Below are 17,841 nucleotides of genomic sequence, written 5' to 3'. Positions count from 1 at the left end.
GCCCCATGAGCGCCGTCGCGACCGCAGCGCCGCTCCTGATCTACTTCTCGAGCGTCTCGGGTAACACCGCGCGGTTCATCGAGAAGCTCGGGCTCCCGTCCCGACGCATCCCCCTCCACCGGCACGAAGAAGACCTCGTCATCGACGAGCCCTTCGTGCTGGTCACCCCCACCTACGGCGGGGGAGCAGGGCGCGGCGTCGAGAAGGGCGCCGTTCCGAAACAGGTGATCCGGTTTCTCAACGACGAGCGCAACCGGCGCCACATCCGCGGCGTGATCTCCGCGGGCAACACCAACTTCGGCGAGGCGTTCTGCCTCGCCGGTGACATCATCAGCCGCAAGTGCAACGTGCCTCACTTGTATCGGCTCGAGATCTTCGGCACACAAGACGATGTGGATCGCGTGAGCGACGGATTGGAACGACGGTGGCAGCTTCAGTGACCGAGACAGCGGCATTCAAGGCGAACCCCTCCTATGAGGGTCTCGACTATCACGCCCTCAACGCGATGCTCAACCTGTACGACGCGGACGGCAAGATCCAGTTCGACGCCGACAAGCGCGCCGCACGGGAGTACTTCCTGCAGCACGTGAACCAGAACACGGTGTTCTTCCACTCGCTCAAGGAGCGCCTGGACTACCTCGTGGAGAAGGAGTACTACGAGGGCGCCGTTATCGAGAAGTACTCGATGGAGTTCATCCAGAAGCTCAACGACCTCGCCTATGGCAAGAAGTTCCGCTTCGAGACCTTCCTCGGCGCGTTCAAGTACTACACGAGCTACACGCTCAAGACGTTCGACGGCAAGCGCTACCTCGAGCGCTTCGAAGACCGCGTCGTCATGACCGCCCTCGGACTGGCGGACGGCGATGAGAAGCTCGCCGTCGCCCTCGTCGAGGAGATCATCTCCGGCCGCTTCCAGCCGGCCACCCCGACCTTCCTCAACGCCGGAAAGGCGCAGCGCGGCGAGCTCGTCAGCTGCTTCCTGCTGCGCATCGAAGACAACATGGAGTCGATCGCCCGCGGCATCAACTCCGCCCTGCAGCTCTCCAAGCGCGGCGGCGGCGTCGCCCTGCTGCTGTCGAACATCCGCGAATCGGGTGCGCCGATCAAGCAGATCGAGAACCAGTCCTCGGGCATCATCCCGGTGATGAAGCTCCTCGAAGACAGCTTCAGCTACGCCAACCAGCTCGGTGCGCGTCAGGGCGCCGGCGCGGTGTACCTCAACGCCCACCACCCCGACATCATGCGCTTCCTCGACACCAAGCGCGAGAACGCCGACGAGAAGATCCGCATCAAGACGCTGTCCCTGGGCGTCGTTGTGCCGGACATCACGTTCGAGCTCGCCAAGAACGACGAGGACATGTACCTGTTCTCGCCGTACGACGTCGAGAAGGTCTACGGCGTTCCGTTCGGCGACATCTCGGTCACCGAGAAGTACCGCGAGATGGTCGACGACCCGCGCATCAAGAAGACCAAGATCAACGCGCGCGAGTTCTTCCAGACCGTCGCCGAGATCCAGTTCGAGTCCGGCTACCCGTACGTCATGTTCGAAGACACGGTGAACAAGGCCAACCCGATCAAGGGTCGGATCAACATGTCCAACCTCTGCAGCGAGATCCTGCAGGTGAACACGCCGACCACGTACAACGCCGACCTGTCGTACGACAACATCGGCAAGGACATCTCCTGCAACCTCGGCTCGATGAACATCGCGCTGTCGATGGACGCCGACGACCTCGGACAGACCGTCGAGACGGCGATCCGCGCTCTCACCGCAGTGAGCGACCAGAGCCACATCGGCTCGGTGCGCTCGATCGAAGACGGCAACGACCGCTCTCACGCGATCGGCCTCGGCCAGATGAACCTGCACGGGTACCTCGCTCGCGAGCACGTGTACTACGGCTCCGAAGAGGGCATCGACTTCACGAACATCTACTTCTACACGGTGCTGTTCCACGCGCTGCGTGCGTCGAACAACCTCGCCATCGAGCGCGGCACCACGTTCGACGGGTTCGAGGACTCGACCTACGCATCGGGCGAGTTCTTCGACAAGTACATCGACCAGGCCTGGGTCCCCGCGACCGAGAAGGTCAAGGAGCTCTTCGCCGGCAAGCACATCCCGACGCAGGACGACTGGGCTGAGCTGAAGGCGTCGATCCAGAAGCACGGCATCTACAACCAGAACCTGCAGGCCGTGCCGCCGACCGGTTCGATCTCGTACATCAACAACTCGACGTCGTCGATCCACCCGATCGCGTCGAAGATCGAGATCCGCAAGGAAGGCAAGCTCGGTCGCGTCTACTACCCGGCGGCGTTCATGACGAACGACAACCTGGAGTACTACCAGGACGCGTACGAGATCGGCTACGAGAAGGTCATCGACACGTACGCCGCGGCCACGCAGCACGTCGACCAGGGCCTGTCGCTGACGCTGTTCTTCAAGGACACCGCCACTACGCGTGACATCAACAAGGCGCAGATCTACGCATGGCGCAAGGGCATCAAGACGATCTACTACATCCGCCTGCGTCAGCTGGCGCTCGAGGGCACCGACATGGCCGAGTGCGTCTCGTGCATGCTCTGACCTGTTGTTGACCTGAGAACTCTGAATCCCGAGAAACGACGAAGAAAATGACTCCCGAAAGACTCAAGCTGGTCTCCAGCGTGCAGGCGATCAACTGGAACCGCATCCAGGACGACAAAGACCTCGAGGTCTGGAACCGTCTGGTGAACAACTTCTGGTTGCCCGAGAAGGTGCCGCTGTCGAACGACGTGCAGTCGTGGAACACGCTCACCCCCGACGAGCAGCTGCTCACCATGCGGGTGTTCACCGGTCTCACGCTGCTCGACACGATCCAGGGCACCGTGGGCGCGGTGTCGCTGATCCCCGACGCGATCACGCCTCACGAAGAGGCCGTCTACACGAACATTGCGTTCATGGAGTCGGTGCACGCGAAGAGCTACTCCTCGATCTTCTCGACGCTCGCGTCGACGAAGGAGATCGACGAGGCGTTCCGCTGGTCCACCGAGAACCCGAACCTTCAGAAGAAGGCTCAGATCATCATGGACTACTACCAGGGCGACGACCCGCTCAAGCGCAAGGTGGCCTCCACCCTGCTGGAGTCCTTCCTGTTCTATTCGGGCTTCTACCTGCCGATCTACTGGTCCTCGAAGGCGAAGCTGACGAACACGGCCGACCTGATCCGCCTCATCATCCGTGACGAGGCCGTGCACGGCTACTACATCGGCTACAAGTTCCAGAAGGGCCTCGAGAACGAGACCCAGGAGCGCCGCGATGAGCTCAAGGACTACACGTTCTCGCTCATGTACGAGCTCTACGACAACGAGGTGCAGTACACGCAGGACCTCTACGACGGCGTCGGTCTGACCGAAGACGTGAAGAAGTTCCTGCACTACAACGCCAACAAGGCCCTCATGAACCTGGGCTACGAGGCGATGTTCCCCTCCAGCGTCACGAACGTGAACCCGGCCATCCTGTCGGCGCTCTCGCCGAACGCCGACGAGAACCACGACTTCTTCTCGGGGTCGGGCTCGTCGTACGTGATCGGCAAGGCCGAGGCCACAGAAGACGACGACTGGGACTTCTGAGTCCGTCGCGTCGGCACCGGATTCGCTGACGTACCAAAGGCTCCGGCCGGCTGCTCACCACGAGCGGCTGGTCGGGGCCTTTTGTATTTTCGAGCGAGGGCGGGACTCCAGATGCGATTGCTCTCGGCTACCTTCTCAACCCGAAGTGGTTCTTGACGGGGTCGGGCTGCCTGCACGGCCAGCAGCGGCATCAGGCAGGTCACGATCGGTCGTGCGCATCGCGGCCGCTGCGACGCCGCGCCTGTCGCCATCCGCGCGACATCGCCATCACGTCGCGACTCAGACCCGCGCCCAGCAGCATCCCGATCGCGATCGCCGTGAGCGAGCCGAAGGTCCGCAGGATGGTGTCCGTGGCGCCCGACGTGCCCGAGGCGGCCTCGCTGAGCCCGATGAATCCCATGGCGCCCGGCACCAGGAGCCAGTACGCGCACGTGAGCATGACCGCGGTCGAGGGTGACGCCGCGAGGCGCCCGGCGAGCATGACGGCGGGGATGACGATCAGGGCGCCGACGAGTCCCGACATCTCGGCTCCCACCAGCGCATCGCCCAGAAGCTGCGCGGAGTAGGCGACGACCAACGCATAGAGGATCCACAGGAGGGAGCGTCGCGGAGCAGCGGAGTAGAGGTAGTAGCCGAGGGCGACCAGAACGATGCCCGCCCACGGTGCCCACGCCCCGAGCTGCACAGGTGCGGTGGTGGGAGGAGGCGGCTCGCCTGCCAGCGAGATGCCCGCGTACACCCCGAAAGCGAGGAGGCCGAGCCGGGCGATACCGGATACCAGGCGGCTCGCCCCCGCCATCATCTGCCCTGAGGTGAGTTCCACGGCGGCGATGGTGAGAGTGAGTCCTGGAAGGAACGACACCAAGGACGGCGCGACGAGACGGAGCACGTCGTCGTGCACCAGAGGGCGCACGAGCACGGAGATCAGGAGCGTCACCGAGAAGGCGGTCAGCACGGGCAGGATCAGCGACAGCGTGGCGACGCGGGCGCCGATGAGGACGATCGAGCCCACGACCACCCCGAGCAGCACATACACCGGGAGAGCGGTGAGGGTCGGATTGAGCACGAGTCCGAACCCGACTGTGAGCAGGGTGTACCCGAACACGGTGAGCACCGGTCCGAAGCGCGGGGGTGCCGATCGGATCGCGCTGAGCCGCGCCACGACATCCTGCGGAGACGGCGTGCTCTGCGACGCCTGACGAACGAGCCTCTCGAGGGCATCCACCTGATCGAGGCGCAGCGCGGTGCCGTCTGCGGCGAACAGAGAGGTCTGCGACGATGCCCTGCGCGGATCCTCGACCATGACGATCGTCGGGAGGACGAAGACACGGAGATCGGCGCGATCGTACTGCCGGGCGAGCCGGTCGAGCGTCTCCTCCACATCGCTCGTCGCCTGCGACGCGGCCAGGAGCGCTGCGCCGAGTTCTCCCAGCATCGCGGTCACGCCTACATCGGGCGCGTCCGTGTCCGCGGTCGCGGCCCGCGGGCGCAGCGCCTGCAGCGCGCCCCGAGCGCGACTCATGATCCCGGGGTCCGAGTTCGCCGCACGCACGGGTGGTGCCATCATGGCCGGTTCGAGGTCTCGGTGTTCAGCAGGCGCAGCCGGGAGGCGATGCTGATCGCGTCGTCGCGCGTCGAACATCCGAGCTTGCGGTAGAGGGATCTCAGCTGGGACTTGATCGTGTTCGGCGAGACATACAGCGCTGCGGCGATTTCCGCGGTCGTGGCGTGCAGAGGGAGGGCATGGAGTACCCGGATCTCGCTCGCGGTGAGCGCGGGGCGACGAGGGTGGTCGGCGGAGTCGAGACCGCCGGTGAGTGCGGAGAAGGCGACCGCATCCTCGGGCGAGAGGCGCTCTCGCACGCGCTCGATCAGCTGGAGCGGCATCGTGGAGATGAGTCGGCGCTTCCCGGGGCGCGACGCGATCCGCGCGACCTGGGCGGCGGTCTCCGCGGCGACGCCATCGGTGAGGGCGCACTCCAACCACGCCGACAGGAGCGTGGCCTCCGCACGCTGCCCCGGTCCCAGCGACCGTGCGGCGGACATCTGGCGCAACCCCGCGGCAGCGGTGTCGAGTCGGGATTCCAGGAGTGCGTGCCGGATGATCGCCATGCGGCTGAGCACTCCGGAGCGGGCGGATGAGTCGGCGAGCCGACGCGCCGAGGTCGTGTCGCCGATCGACCAGAGAGCTTCGATCGACACCGCGTTGATGACATCGGTCGCGAACGACCCGTGCTGGTCGGGGTGCGCGTCGCGCGCCAAACTGACGGCCTCGACGGCATCGTCGGGGTGCTGCAGGGCCAACAGGTGACGCGTGCGCGCAAGCAGCGCGAAAGGCCAGGTGAGCTCGATGCTGTCGTAGGTCTCGAGCCGGCTCAGAAGCGCACCCGCCTCCGGTGCCATCTGATCGACGGCGAGCAGGGCCCTCGCGCACCGCTCCGTCATCATCGTCGAGGCCGCATGGGCATGCGTGACCTGCGGCAGCAGGGCGATCTCGTCGAGGGTGCTCTCCGCGTCGTCGAGAGACCCGCGAACAGCGTGGGCGAGCGCGGTGCGGCCCAGCGCCATGCGCTCGGCGTCGGCCTGGGGGGACAGTCTTCCCAGGTCGCGGGCCGTCGTGAACTCGAGGAGGGCCGCGGCGGTCTCCCCGGCGGCGAGGAGCGTCGATCCGATCTGCTGGTGGTAGAACCAGAGCGGTCCGTCGGGGCGCTCGCGGGACTCGACGCGGATCTCCACGATGCGATCCTGCAGACGACGGGCATAGATCATGGCCGCTGCGACGTCTCCGCTGAGCCGGAACGCGACCATCTGCACGAGCGTGAAGATATCGAGTTCGTCCGGGCTCATATTCCGAGCATCATCGGGATAGATGAGGGGTTTGAACGGACGGCTGGTGCGCGCCAGGACCGGTGTCATGCGGTGCAGGATGCGCAGCACGGGATACCGCTCCAGCACGGGCGAGGGAAGCCCCTCGACGGCCTCCACCAGCTCGGCCGCGTGCACGCTGTACAACGGCCAGATGTTCATCATGGCCGCGTGCGCGACCCTCTCGTCGTTCTTCGACTGCACGGCGCTTCGCAACGCGTCGATCGCTCGCGCACTGTCCGTCAGGTTCATGGATTCGCCGCGCGCCGAGGTGCCGCGTGTGTTCTGTGGCATCGGCGGACTCAGTTCGGACGCGCGGTCACGGCTGCGGCGCGTCCGGCGGCGAGACGGCGGAGGTTCGGTCGAGTCGTGGATTCGGGGCCGGCGCACGGACCGCGGTGGGAGGCCACGTCACTTCTTCCGCGGACGCAGCCACGGGAAGAGGGAGCCGATCACGACGCCGGCCGCCAGCACTGCGAGGAACCAGCCCCAGGCAGGCATCGTGAACTCGAGGAAGAGGAACCGGAGAGTCGCGGGAGCGACGTTCGAGAACACGAAGGAGAGTGCGGCGATGGCGATGATGATCGCGATGATCGCCTTCGCGCCGTTCGTCCTGTTCGGCTGATCCACGTCGCTCTTCGAATGTTCCTTCTCAGGCATACGTCTCCTCCTCCTGCTGTCGCGCGCTCGCGGACCGCTCCAGGGAGGAGACTACTCACCTTTCGCGGCACACCACGAGAGGGATGAGAGCCGGGTGAAGGGCAGAGGGTGAACGGGGTCATCACCCGAATGACGAGGCGGGGGAAATCTCTGCGGGAAGCACGGCCGTGGCCGGGCCGCGTCATAGTGTCACGGCCATGACCCCAGGGACGAATGCACCGCAGAGGATGATCATCCGCAATGCTCGCGTCTTCGACGGCGTGAACGCGAAGACGCAGGACAACGTCGACGTCCTGATCGAAGGATCGCACGTCGTCGGGGTGTCCTCGGCTCCCGTCGCCGGCGACGCCTCCGACGGGGTCATCGAGATCGATGCCAGGGGACGCTTCCTTATGCCGGGGCTGAGCGATGCGCACGTGCACCTGATGGGGAACGCCAACAGCATGATGGAGTTCCTTCAGGGACCCACCGGCGCGCTCTACGGAAACACCATCGCCGAGGCGAAGCGGATGCTGCTGCGCGGGTTCACGACGGTGCGGGACATGGGCGGCGATACCGCACCGGTCAAGTCGCTCATCGACCGCGGAGTCTTCGAAGGCCCCCGGATATTCCCGAGCCAGGCGATGATCTCGCAGACCTCGGGCCACGCCGACTTCTCGTTCGTCTACGACGTGCCCGAGGAGTTCGGAGGCGCGCCGAGTCGCACCGAGGACATCCACTTCACCCGCGTCGCGGACGGTGTGCCGCGTGTTCTGGCCGCCGTCAGGGAGCAGCTCAAGATGGGGGCGAGCCAGATCAAGCTCACTCTCGGCGGGGGAGCGGCGTCGATGTACGACCCGCTCAACACCCTGCAGTACACCTCGGATGAGGTCCGAGCCGCGGTCCAGGCGGCGACGGACTACGGCACCTACGTCGCCACCCATGTCTACACGCCCGCGGGGATCGCGCGCGCTCTCGACGCCGGCGTCACCTCGATCGAGCATGGTCACCTCGCCGACGAGGCGACGATCGCACTCATCGCCGAGAAGGGAGCATGGCTCTCGATGCAGCCGTTCGCCGAGGACGACCATCACTATCCCGACCCTGTGCGCGCTGCCAAGAACACCGAGATCTGTAACGGCACCGATGAAGTGTACGGATGGGCGAGGCAGCACGGCGTGAAGACGGCATGGGGGACCGATCTGCTTCTCGAGCCGCAGTCGGCGCCGCGCCAGAGCGTCATGGCCGCCCGCCTGGGTGATTTCTACAGCAATGCCGAGGCCCTCACGATGCTCACCTCCGGCAACGCGGCGCTCTTCGAACTCGCGGGTGAGCGCAACACCTATCGCGGGGCGAAGCTCGGCGTGATCGCCGAGGGGGCATGGGCGGACCTGATCCTCGTCGACGGAGACCCGATCGCGGACCTCTCGCTCATCGCCGACCCCGACACGAACTTCGCCCTGATCGTCAAATCCGGCCAGATCGTCAAGAACGAAGCCTGAGACCATGTCGACGCCGATCGGGAATCTCAGAGCGAATCGAAGGGGAGAAGCGATGACAGCTCCGACGGAAGAGGGCGGCACCGCCGGTGAGCCCGGCACCCGCAGCGGACACAGCGATTCTTTCGGCGAGGTGTTGATCACGGCGACCGGCATCGGTGTCGACGCCTCGTGGGGGCACATCTACGGTCCCGTCGACCTCACGGTGCGAGCCGGAGGCGTCACGGTGCTGGTGGGTGCGGGAGGGCGTGGTCGACAGGCGCTCCTGCTGACGCTGGCCGGACGGATGAAGCCCACCACCGGTCAGCTGGAGGCCTTCGGACGCGTCGACGCCCCGCATCATCTCTTCGACCGAGCGGCGATCGCCAACATCGACGAAGTGGACGGGATACCGCAGACCATTCGCGTGCACGACATCGTGACGGAACAGGTGCGTTGGGCGGCCAAGTGGTACCAATGGGTGCCCCAGTCGACCGACGCCGACCTCGAGCGCATCTGCCGACCCGTGTTCGGGGAGTATTCGCTGCCGACGATGGATGCGATGGTCGAGGAGCTCCCGGAGTTCACGGCAGCACTGTTCCGCATCGCGGTCGCGAACATCCGAAAGCCCCCGCTGCTGGTCGTCGGCGGCGTCGACACGCTCGCCAGCATCGAAGGATCTCAGCGACTCCGTGAACGCCTCATCGCTCTCGGGGCCGAGCAGACGGTCATCATGGCCGATGTCAACGGAGTCGAGATGCAGGACGGGATCACCGACGTGATCGAGGTCCACAACCTCACCGACCACGAATTCGCGGTCCTGGAACGAGAGGTCACCGGCCGATGATCGCCGCATTCTCACCCGGTAGCGACTTCAAGCGCTACTACCGCGGCCGCATGCCGCGTCTCGCCGTCGTCGTCATCATCCTGATGCCGCTGTTGTACGGCGCCCTGTACCTCTGGGCGTTCTGGAACCCGTTCGGCAACGTGAACAACCTCCCCGTCGCGATCGTCAACCTCGACGAGGGCGCCGATGCCATGGGCGAGCCGCTGGATGCCGGTACCCAGGTCGTGCAGGGGATCGTCGCTTCGGGGCAACTCCAGACGCACGTCGTCGATGAGGCCGAAGGCACCGCGGGCCTCGAGCACGGGAGGTACGCGTTCACGATCACGATTCCCGCCGACTTCAGCGAGGCGATCGCCTCGGCGGCGTCTGGTGATCCTCGCCAAGCCGACCTGATCTTCACGTACAACGACGCCAACAACTACCTGTCGACGGTGATCGGTCAGGATGCGGCGGCCGAGGTCATCAACGACGTCACGGCGCAGGTGGGTGAGCAGGTGTTCCTCGCCGTCGTGACCGGGATCAAGGGGGAGCTGCCCACGATCCGGCAGGCCGCCGCAGGAATCGAGACCCTCAACTCCGGGGTCGACCAGCTCAGCACCGGCGCCGATCAGCTCGCGGCTGGTCTGGTCACCGCGAAGTCCGGCGCGGGGACGCTCTCCGCCGCGCTCGATGAACTCGTCACCGATGTGGACGGTGCCGTCGGTCAGGTGGAGAGAGCGGTCAGCGCGAACGGTCTGACCACGGGAGAGCTGCAGCAGTTCGCCGCAGCGATCCGCACCAGCACCGACACGCTCGACGGTGCTCTGGCCGGCATCGCCGATGCGAACGCGCGGGCACGGGCGGACCTGCAGGCGGTGATCGACGACGTGCGCGCCGGCGGAGACGATGCGCTCGCCGAGCGCCTGGAGAATGTGCAGCGCTCGATCGAGCAGAGCAACGTCGGGCAAGAGGTGTCGATCGCCTTCGACCGGCTGCGCAACGACGTCGACGTCCTGGCCGGCGAGTTCGACAACCCGAGCAGCCGTGTCAACGTGATCCTGCGCGCGGTCGAGTCCGGCGGCATCAACAACACGCTGAACCAGGTCACGGCGAAGGCCGACGAACTCCGATCCGGCGCCGACCAGCTCGCGGGCGGCCTGGTGCAGCTCAGTGACGGTGCGAACGAGATCTCCGCGAACATGCCTGCGCTCGTCGCCGGCACCGCGGAACTCGCCAGCGGTGTCGAGTCGGGCATGAAGCTGATCCCCTCGTGGAACAGCGATCAGCAGTCGAGCTTCATCAAGACGCTGGCCGATCCCGTCGTGATGAAGCAGGTCACGAACAACGAGGCCAAGACGTTCGCCTACGGTTTCGCTCCCTTCTTCTTCGGGCTCGCGCTGTTCGTCGGCGGCATCATCGCGTGGATGCTGTTCACTCCGTTGCAGGCGCGTCCGCTGGCTCAAGGGCTCGGGTCCTTCCGCACCGTTCTCGCGTCGTATGCGCCGACGCTGGCGATCGGCTTCCTGCAGGCGACGATCCTGTACCTGGTCGTGCGGTTCGGTCTGGGGATGGAGTACGCCAACCCCTGGGGCACGTTCGGCTTCATGCTGCTGATGGTCGCGATGTTCATGGCCATGATCCAGATGTTCAACGCCGTGCTCGGACCAGCCGTCGGACGCGTGCTCACGCTCGCCTTCCTCATGGTCCAGCTCACCTCAGCCGGAGGCGTGTACCCGGTCGCGGTGACGACGCTGCCCTTCCAGTACATCCACTGGATCGATCCCATGACGGCCACCGTCACCGGACTCCGGTTCATGATCCTCGGGGGCGCCGACTACCGGCTGTGGGTGGCGATCGGCACGATCGCACTTCTCACCGTGGTCTTCCTCGCGATCTCCACGTGGGCCGCACGGAGGAACCGTCAATACAACATGGACCGCCTCTACCCGCCGGTCGAGGTATAGGAGGAGTCACCCGCGCGACACGTCCTGCCATCTCATCCCACTTCATCCGTCCGATCTCTTCGTAGGAGCGAAAAAGTGACCACCAACACGTACAAGGCCCGTCAGTCGACGAACGTCGACTCGACCATCAGCATCAATCCCGTCTTCGTCCGTCCGGGCGAAGCCACCGAGTTCGACAAGTTCACGCTCCCGGCCGGACCGAGCCTGCCGGAGACGGCCTATCAGATCGTGCACGACGAGTCGATCCTCGACGGCAACTCACGTCTCAACCTGGCCACCTTCGTCGGCACCTGGATGGATGACGAGGCCAAGAAGCTGTACCTCGAGGCCGCCGACAAGAACATGATCGACAAGGACGAGTACCCCGCGACGGCGGCGATCGAGGACCGCTGCTGGCGCATCCTCGCCGACCTGTGGAACGTGCCGGACAAGAACGACACCATCGGCACCTCGACGATCGGATCGTCCGAGGCGTGCATGCTCGGGGGCCTCGCCCTCAAGCGTCTGTGGCAGGAGAAGCGCCGAGCAGAAGGGAAGTCGACGGAGAAGCCGAACCTCATCATGTCGGCCGCCGTGCAGGTCGTGTGGGAGAAGTTCTGCAACTACTGGGACGTCGAGGCGCGCTACGTGCCGGTCTCACCCGACCACATCACCCTCGACGGCTACAAGCTCGAGGACTACGTCGACGAGAACACCATCGGCGTCGTGTCGATCCTCGGCCAGACGTTCACGGGTCTCTACGACGACACGATCGCGATCTCGAAGAAGCTCGATGAGATCCAGGCGAAGACGGGTCTCGACGTGAAGATCCATGTCGACGGCGCATCCGGCGCCATGGTGGCGCCGTTCTGCCAGCCCGACCTCGTCTGGGACTTCCAGCTCGATCGCGTCAACTCGATCTCCACGTCCGGCCACAAGTACGGTCTGGTGTATCCGGGAGTGGGCTGGGTCGTCTGGCGCAACACCGCCGTGCTGCCGGAGAGCATGATCTTCCACGTCAGCTACCTGGGCGGTGACATGCCCACCCTCGCGCTGAACTTCTCACGTCCGGGTGCGCAGGTGCTGCTGCAGTACTACCAGTTCCTGCGCCTCGGCTTCGAGGGCTACCGCGAGGTGCAGCAGAACTCGATCGACGTCGCCACCTATCTCTCGAGCGAGATCGCGAAGATCGGTCCGTTCGACCTCATCAGCAAGGGCGACACGATCCCGGTGTTCGCGTGGGTGCTGAAGGAGGGGCACACCGACAAGTGGACCCTGTACGACCTGGCCGACCGGCTGCGGATGAAGGGCTGGCTCGTTCCCGCATATCCGATGGCCGACGACATGTCGGATGTCATCCTGCAGCGCATCGTCGTGAAGGTCGGGCTCAGCCGCGACCTCGCCTCCGCACTGCTGGCCGACATCAGGGGAGAGGTGGAGTTCCTCGAGGCGCTGAGCACTCCGCTCCCCGACACGGCGAGCAGCGGTTCGCACTTCCACCACTGAGCCGTCAGATCGGGGAGGGCGCCGTGGTGCGCCCTCCCCGATCTCGCCTTCGCGCCACACATCGAGATGACAGGAGACCGAGCATGACCGCTGCCGCGACCAGTATCGATCCGCCACGCAGACTCTTCGTGCCCACCGTCACGAAGCAGTGCTGGGGGTTCATGATCGGATCCGCCTTCTTCGCCGTCGGCTCCGCACCGGGGCTGAGCGAGGCGATGGGGTCGAGCGTGTCGAATGTGCTCTTCTTCATCGGTGCCTGGTTCTTCACCGGCGCCGGACTGATCCAGCTGTTCCTCAGCGGAGCGGTCGCCGTCAAGGTGGGCTACCCTCCGGGGCGTATGGTCCGGGCCGAGTGGCTCGCCGCGGCCACGCAGTCGCTCGGGACCATCTTGTTCAACGCGAGCACGGCCGGCGCGCTGCATGCACGGAGCATCACCGCTCAGGAGAAGCTCGTCTGGAATCCGGACGCGGGCGGATCCGTCGCCTTCCTCATCAGCGGCGTCCTCGCGGTCGTGGCGTACGCGCATGCCCGCAAACTCTGGGAGCTGGGTCGTCGTGCCTGGTGGTCGGTCTTCATCAATCTGGTCGGGTGCATCGCGTTCGGCGCCTCGGCGGTGGGTGCGTTCATCCTCCCGAGCGGAGATGCTCTCAACGGCGGCCTCGCGAACACGGGCACATTCATCGGTGCGCTCTGCTTCCTGCTGGCCTCCTTCATCGTCCTCCCTTTCTGGGATCGCGCCCGCCGCCACCCGCACCGGGCGGTCGCCGGCGAGGACTACGAACCCGTTCTGCAATGAACGACGAACGAACGCAGGAGGCGCTGAGGGACGGGACGCCGATGCGGGATGCGGTATCGCGCGATCACCGCGAGAACGGGGGCGGGGCCGCGGTGGATTCATCCTGGCCGCCGGTTCCTGCGGACGTCCCGCGCGCGGCCCGAGCCCGACGCGCACTCGACGACGAGTCCTTCGCGCTCACCTTCGGGGCGTTCGCGTTCGCGGGCAGCGCGCTCGTCGCGGTCTTCGTCTTCTGGGGGCGCGAGCTTCCCATCGACGGGCGGCGCTCCCTCGGCGAGTTCGCAGCGATCGCGGGTGCCGTCGCCGCTGCCGTCGGGTTCGCGACCTCGCGCCTGCGTCCTCATCGAGACCGTCGAGCCGATGTGCGCGCCGCGGACGGGGTCAGCTACTGGTGGCTCGACCTCGTCGCCCTGTCGGCCGCATACGCGACGATCGCTCTTCTCGGGTGGATCGGCGTAGCGACCATCCTCGATCACAGCTTCGTCGGTGCCATGGTGTTCGCGTCTCCGGCGGTGGTGCTGGCCGCCTCGTCGACTGCGCTCAGCGCCTATCTCGCCTTCGTGAGCGGGACGAACCTCACCCCGCGCCATCTGTCGCTGGTGCTGGCGGTCTTCCTCGTCGTGGGCGTCGTGACGGCGATGCTGAGCGCGACGGACCCGCAGTGGTGGCAGATGAATCTCTCCGCACTCGGCATCACGCACGACATCTCAGCGCTGACCTTCAATCTCACTCTGATCGTGTCGGGCATCATCGTCACGACGATCGCGCGCTTCGGTACGGCATCCCTACCCACCACGACGGCCGCCGATCGCCGACATCGACGCACGGTGCGCGCGCTGTTCGTGCTGCTGGGCGCTCTGCTCGCCTGCGTCGGGGTCTTTCCCGTCGACCGGTTCTTCCTCCTGCACAACACGGTCGCCACGGGCATGTGCGTCGCCTTCGCCGCCCTGGTGATCGGTCTTCCGTGGTTCATCCCGACCATGCCGAAGGTCTTCATCGCTCTGGGCTTCGTCTACGTCGGAGTCATCATCGTCCTGGCCCTGCTGTTCTCCGCCGGTATCTACAACCTCACGGCGGTCGAGCTCGTGTCGGCGCTGCTCATCTTCAGCTGGATCATCCTGTTCCTGCGCAACGCCCATCCCGTGGTGCACACATGATCGCCGTTCTGGCGGACCTGCTGACGCTCGGCATCGCCGTCGCGATCAGTCCGCTGTCGATCGTCGCCGTGATCCTGATGGCCACGTCGGGCAAGGGCCGCACGAACGGCACGGCCTTCATCCTGGGCTGCTACGCGTGGGGCATCCTCTTCGTCGGCGTTCTCGTGCTGATCGGGCGCGCCGCCGGGGCGGACGACCCGGATTCGGGCCCTCACATCACGATCGACATCATCGAGATCGTTCTCGGTGCCGGGCTGCTGGTGCTCGCGGTGCTGCAATGGCGCGGCCGCTCCTCGCATGAGACTCCCCGGTGGATGGCCAGCCTGGACGAGCTGACGCCGGCGAAGGCCTTCCTCGCCGGCGTGCTGATCTCGGGACCGCTGTCGCCCAAGGATCTCCCGCTCCTCGCCGCGGCGGGCGGTCGCATCTCCCAGTCGGTGCTTCCGACGGAGCAGATCGTCGCGGTGGTGCTGATCTTCGGTGTGTTCGGCATCTCCGCCGTCGCGATTCCGTGGATCATCAGCGTCGTCTCGCCGAGCAAGGTCGAGGTGCGGCTCTCCGGGGCACGCAACTGGCTCGTCGCGAATCATGGTGTGATCATGACGGTGCTGTTCGTGATCCTGGGGTTCAAGCTCATCGGCGCGGGTGTCGCCGACCTCTCGGGGTGACTCATGGACTCGGTGCTGTTCGTCATCCCCGCACTCGCGATGCTTGCTCCGCTCCTCGCGCGTGCCCTCTCCCGGTGGATCCGCATCCCGATCGTCGTCTTCGAGCTGCTCCTCGGCATCCTCGTGGGTCCCAGCCTGCTCGGATGGGCGGAGCCCTCAGCCTTCATGGGTACCCTGGCGGCTCTCGGTCTCGCGATGCTCTTCTTCATCGCGGGCAGCGAGATCGACTTCGGCGTCTTCCGTGAGCGCACGGGCCGTCGTGCCGGTTTCGGCTGGGTTCTCAGCCTGGTCATGGGGCTGTGCGTCGGTGTACTGATCGCGCCCGGCGATGGTGCCGTGATCATCGGGATCGCGCTCTGTTCGACCGCGTTGGGAACGCTGCTTCCGATCCTTCGTGACGCCGACCAGCTGCGCACTCCGTTCGGCCGCGCAGCGGGTGCGATCGGGGCGGTGGGGGAGTTCGGTCCGCTGATCGCGATCTCGGTCTTCCTCGGCACCCGCTCACCGGGGCCGGCCACCCTCGTGCTCATCGGTTTCGGGGTGATCGCCGCGATCGCGATCCGGTTGTCGATGACCGTGCCCCACGGTGCGATGTATCGGTTCGTGCAGTCGACGCTGCACACCTCCGGTCAATTCGCCGTCCGGGTCGTCTTCTTCATCCTGACCGCGCTTCTCGCACTGAGCATCGCCCTCGACCTCGACATGCTGCTCGGCGCGTTCACCGCGGGCATCGTGTGGCGGCTGCTCATGCGCGACGCAGGTGAGCAGGAGCGGGAGGCGGTGGAGAGCAAGGTCGAGGCGGTCGCCTTCGGTTTTCTCGTGCCGGTCTTCTTCGTCTACACCGGAGTCACGTTCGATCTCGCTGCTCTCCTGGCGGAGCCGATCCTGTTCGTCTTCGTGCCGGTGACGGTGATCGCACTCCTGATCGTGCGCGGCGTCCCGTCGATGCTCGCGGCACCGCCGGGATCATCGTGGCGGGATCGTGTCTCGCTGGGGATGTTGGGGGCCACGGGCCTGCCGATCATCGTCGCAGCGACCGCGATCGGCGTCACGAGCGGAGTGCTGTCGCCGGCCCTGGCCTCGGTGCTGGTGGCGGGCGGGATGCTCTCGGTACTGCTGCTGCCGTTGATCGCCATGGCGATGCACGGTGTCCACCCCGAAAGTGAGAGATGAGCATGGAACTCCAATCGGCACCTCTGATCGGCATCGCGCTCGCGATCGCTTCTGCGGCCGCGCTGGCTGTCGGCAATCTGCTGCAGGCGCGCGGGGTGCGCGCCATCGAGGCGGGGGCTGCCCTCGGCAGTGATGGCTCGAAGACCAGGAGCCTCCTGCGCAACCACTTCTGGCTGATCGGCACGCTCCTGCTCGGGGTCACCGTGCTCCTGCAGATGGGCAGCCTCACATTCGCGCCGTTGATGGTGGTGCAGCCGGTCGGCGTCGTCGCCTTGGTGTTCACGGCTCTCCTGACGGCGATGTTCACGAAGAAGGCGCCCTCTCGCCAGGTCGTGCGCTCCATCGCGATCTGCGTGCTCGGCGTCGCGGGGTTCGTGACCGTCGCGGCCATGGTCAGCACCCAACATGCCATCACTGACGTGCAGCTCGTCGCGGTGCTGGTCGTTCTGGCCGTGCTGCTCGCCACCACGGCGTTGGTGTGGTTCCTCGGGCGACGACGGCGCACACCGCCCGTGATCTGGGTGCTCCTCGGGGGCATCTACTCGGCCTTCGTCGCGACACTGGGGAAGACCGTCATCCTTCGGGTGCAGTCGATGTTCCACTCGGGCGGCCCGAAGTGGGACATGGCCAACCTGCTGACCATCGCCTGCATCCTCGGTATCGGCATCGCCGGTGGCCTCTCGGTCTACTTCGTGCAGAAGGCTCATGCCTTCAACCGCCCCGAGGTCGTCGTCGCAGGCCTCACGGTCGTGGACCCCGCGATCGCCGTCGTGCTGGGCATCGCGATCCTGGGCGAAGCCAGCGGTGCTCCGGCGTGGGCGTTCCTGGCGTTGGCGGCAGCAGGCGCCGTGGCGATGAGCGGGGTGTTCGCCCTGTCGAGGGCGGAGAGCCGCACGCAGTGATCGGCGTCACCCGGGTGCCACCGGGGTGATCACCCGGGTGAACACCCCGGTGATGTCCGACAGTGATCGGAGACCGTGGCTCGCCAATATATTAGGAAGGAGTCAGCGAGGACCCGGAGGACGGTCTCTCGTATTCACGCCGAACGCTTCCCCAGGCGTCGGCAGATGAGGGGGAAACTGTGAAGATTCGAACGACCGCTCCTGACGACATGATCGTCCTTCGTCGAGAAGCCCTCCGACCGGTCGTCGTTCGAACGCCTCTCGAGTCCCCGGAGAGAGCG

At 65.9% G+C, this 17,841-nt stretch carries 15 protein-coding genes; 12 read left to right on the top strand and 3 right to left on the bottom strand.

All coding sequences use genetic code 11. From position 1 onward, the window contains the following. Positions 1-5: 5 nt before the first annotated feature. Genes nrdI through nrdF form a run of 3 tightly spaced genes read left to right on the top strand, consistent with a single transcriptional unit; the run spans position 6 to position 3,606 of the window. The gene (gene nrdI, locus ASC55_RS06380) at positions 6-440 is read left to right on the top strand and encodes a class Ib ribonucleoside-diphosphate reductase assembly flavoprotein NrdI (RefSeq protein WP_055865024.1); all 435 of its coding nucleotides are present in this window, start codon (positions 6-8) and stop codon (positions 438-440) included. Continuing rightward, positions 437-2,581, top strand: a complete 2,145-nt coding sequence (gene nrdE / locus ASC55_RS06375) for a class 1b ribonucleoside-diphosphate reductase subunit alpha (RefSeq protein WP_055865022.1) — start codon at positions 437-439, stop codon at positions 2,579-2,581. Before nrdI ends, nrdE begins: the two co-directional genes overlap by 4 nt. 47 nt (positions 2,582-2,628) lie before the next feature. After that, positions 2,629-3,606 (top strand): class 1b ribonucleoside-diphosphate reductase subunit beta, encoded by a 978-nt coding sequence (gene nrdF, locus ASC55_RS06370; RefSeq protein WP_017828866.1) that lies wholly within the window; start codon positions 2,629-2,631, stop codon positions 3,604-3,606. A gap of 199 nt (positions 3,607-3,805) precedes the next feature. Here nrdF and ASC55_RS06365 read toward each other — a convergent pair whose 3' ends face one another. The 3 genes from ASC55_RS06365 to ASC55_RS06355 all read right to left on the bottom strand — a co-directional run bounded on the left by ASC55_RS06365 (position 3,806) and on the right by ASC55_RS06355 (position 7,131). Continuing rightward, positions 3,806-5,128: a threonine/serine ThrE exporter family protein gene (locus tag ASC55_RS06365; RefSeq protein WP_162243044.1), complete on the bottom strand. Its 1,323-nt coding sequence runs from the start codon at positions 5,126-5,128 to the stop codon at positions 3,806-3,808. Between the two features lie 41 nt (positions 5,129-5,169). Further along, a complete protein-coding gene (locus tag ASC55_RS06360) occupies positions 5,170-6,765 on the bottom strand; it encodes a helix-turn-helix transcriptional regulator (protein WP_055873777.1) in 1,596 nt (531 codons plus the stop codon). Between the two features lie 117 nt (positions 6,766-6,882). Then, positions 6,883-7,131: a LapA family protein gene (locus tag ASC55_RS06355; RefSeq protein WP_055865014.1), complete on the bottom strand. Its 249-nt coding sequence runs from the start codon at positions 7,129-7,131 to the stop codon at positions 6,883-6,885. 197 nt (positions 7,132-7,328) lie between these two features. On the opposite strand from ASC55_RS06355, the gene ASC55_RS06350 reads away from it, so the two are divergent. The 9 genes from ASC55_RS06350 to ASC55_RS06310 all read left to right on the top strand — a co-directional run bounded on the left by ASC55_RS06350 (position 7,329) and on the right by ASC55_RS06310 (position 17,560). Then, positions 7,329-8,612, top strand: a complete 1,284-nt coding sequence (locus tag ASC55_RS06350) for a metal-dependent hydrolase family protein (protein ID WP_055873774.1) — start codon at positions 7,329-7,331, stop codon at positions 8,610-8,612. A 52-nt stretch (positions 8,613-8,664) separates the two neighbouring features. Continuing rightward, positions 8,665-9,435, top strand: a complete 771-nt coding sequence (locus tag ASC55_RS06345) for an ATP-binding cassette domain-containing protein (protein ID WP_200935149.1) — start codon at positions 8,665-8,667, stop codon at positions 9,433-9,435. Next, on the top strand, positions 9,432-11,378 hold the full coding sequence (locus tag ASC55_RS06340) for a YhgE/Pip domain-containing protein (protein WP_055865010.1): 1,947 nt from the start codon (positions 9,432-9,434) through the stop codon (positions 11,376-11,378). Before ASC55_RS06345 ends, ASC55_RS06340 begins: the two co-directional genes overlap by 4 nt. A 75-nt stretch (positions 11,379-11,453) precedes the next feature. Then, positions 11,454-12,863: a glutamate decarboxylase gene (locus ASC55_RS06335; RefSeq protein ID WP_055873771.1), complete on the top strand. Its 1,410-nt coding sequence runs from the start codon at positions 11,454-11,456 to the stop codon at positions 12,861-12,863. Between the two features lie 83 nt (positions 12,864-12,946). Further along, positions 12,947-13,660 carry a hypothetical protein gene (locus ASC55_RS06330; protein ID WP_055865005.1) on the top strand — a complete coding sequence of 238 codons (714 nt, stop codon included), beginning with the start codon at positions 12,947-12,949 and terminating at the stop codon, positions 13,658-13,660. After that, the gene (locus ASC55_RS17560; RefSeq protein ID WP_055873767.1) at positions 13,657-14,817 is read left to right on the top strand and encodes a hypothetical protein; all 1,161 of its coding nucleotides are present in this window, start codon (positions 13,657-13,659) and stop codon (positions 14,815-14,817) included. The genes ASC55_RS06330 and ASC55_RS17560 overlap by 4 nt, the downstream gene beginning before the upstream one ends. Next, entirely contained in the window at positions 14,814-15,485 is a 672-nt protein-coding gene (locus ASC55_RS17555; RefSeq protein ID WP_055873765.1) for a GAP family protein, read from the top strand. Before ASC55_RS17560 ends, ASC55_RS17555 begins: the two co-directional genes overlap by 4 nt. 3 nt (positions 15,486-15,488) lie before the next feature. Next, positions 15,489-16,658: a cation:proton antiporter gene (locus tag ASC55_RS06315; protein WP_055873762.1), complete on the top strand. Its 1,170-nt coding sequence runs from the start codon at positions 15,489-15,491 to the stop codon at positions 16,656-16,658. Between the two features lie 2 nt (positions 16,659-16,660). Continuing rightward, positions 16,661-17,560, top strand: a complete 900-nt coding sequence (locus ASC55_RS06310) for a DMT family transporter (RefSeq protein ID WP_055864992.1) — start codon at positions 16,661-16,663, stop codon at positions 17,558-17,560. Positions 17,561-17,841: the final 281 nt, after the last annotated feature.

It is taken from the genome of Microbacterium sp. Root322 (genome assembly GCF_001425645.1).
Lineage (GTDB): Bacteria > Actinomycetota > Actinomycetes > Actinomycetales > Microbacteriaceae > Microbacterium > Microbacterium maritypicum.
This window is presented reverse-complemented; position numbering and strand designations above follow the sequence as displayed.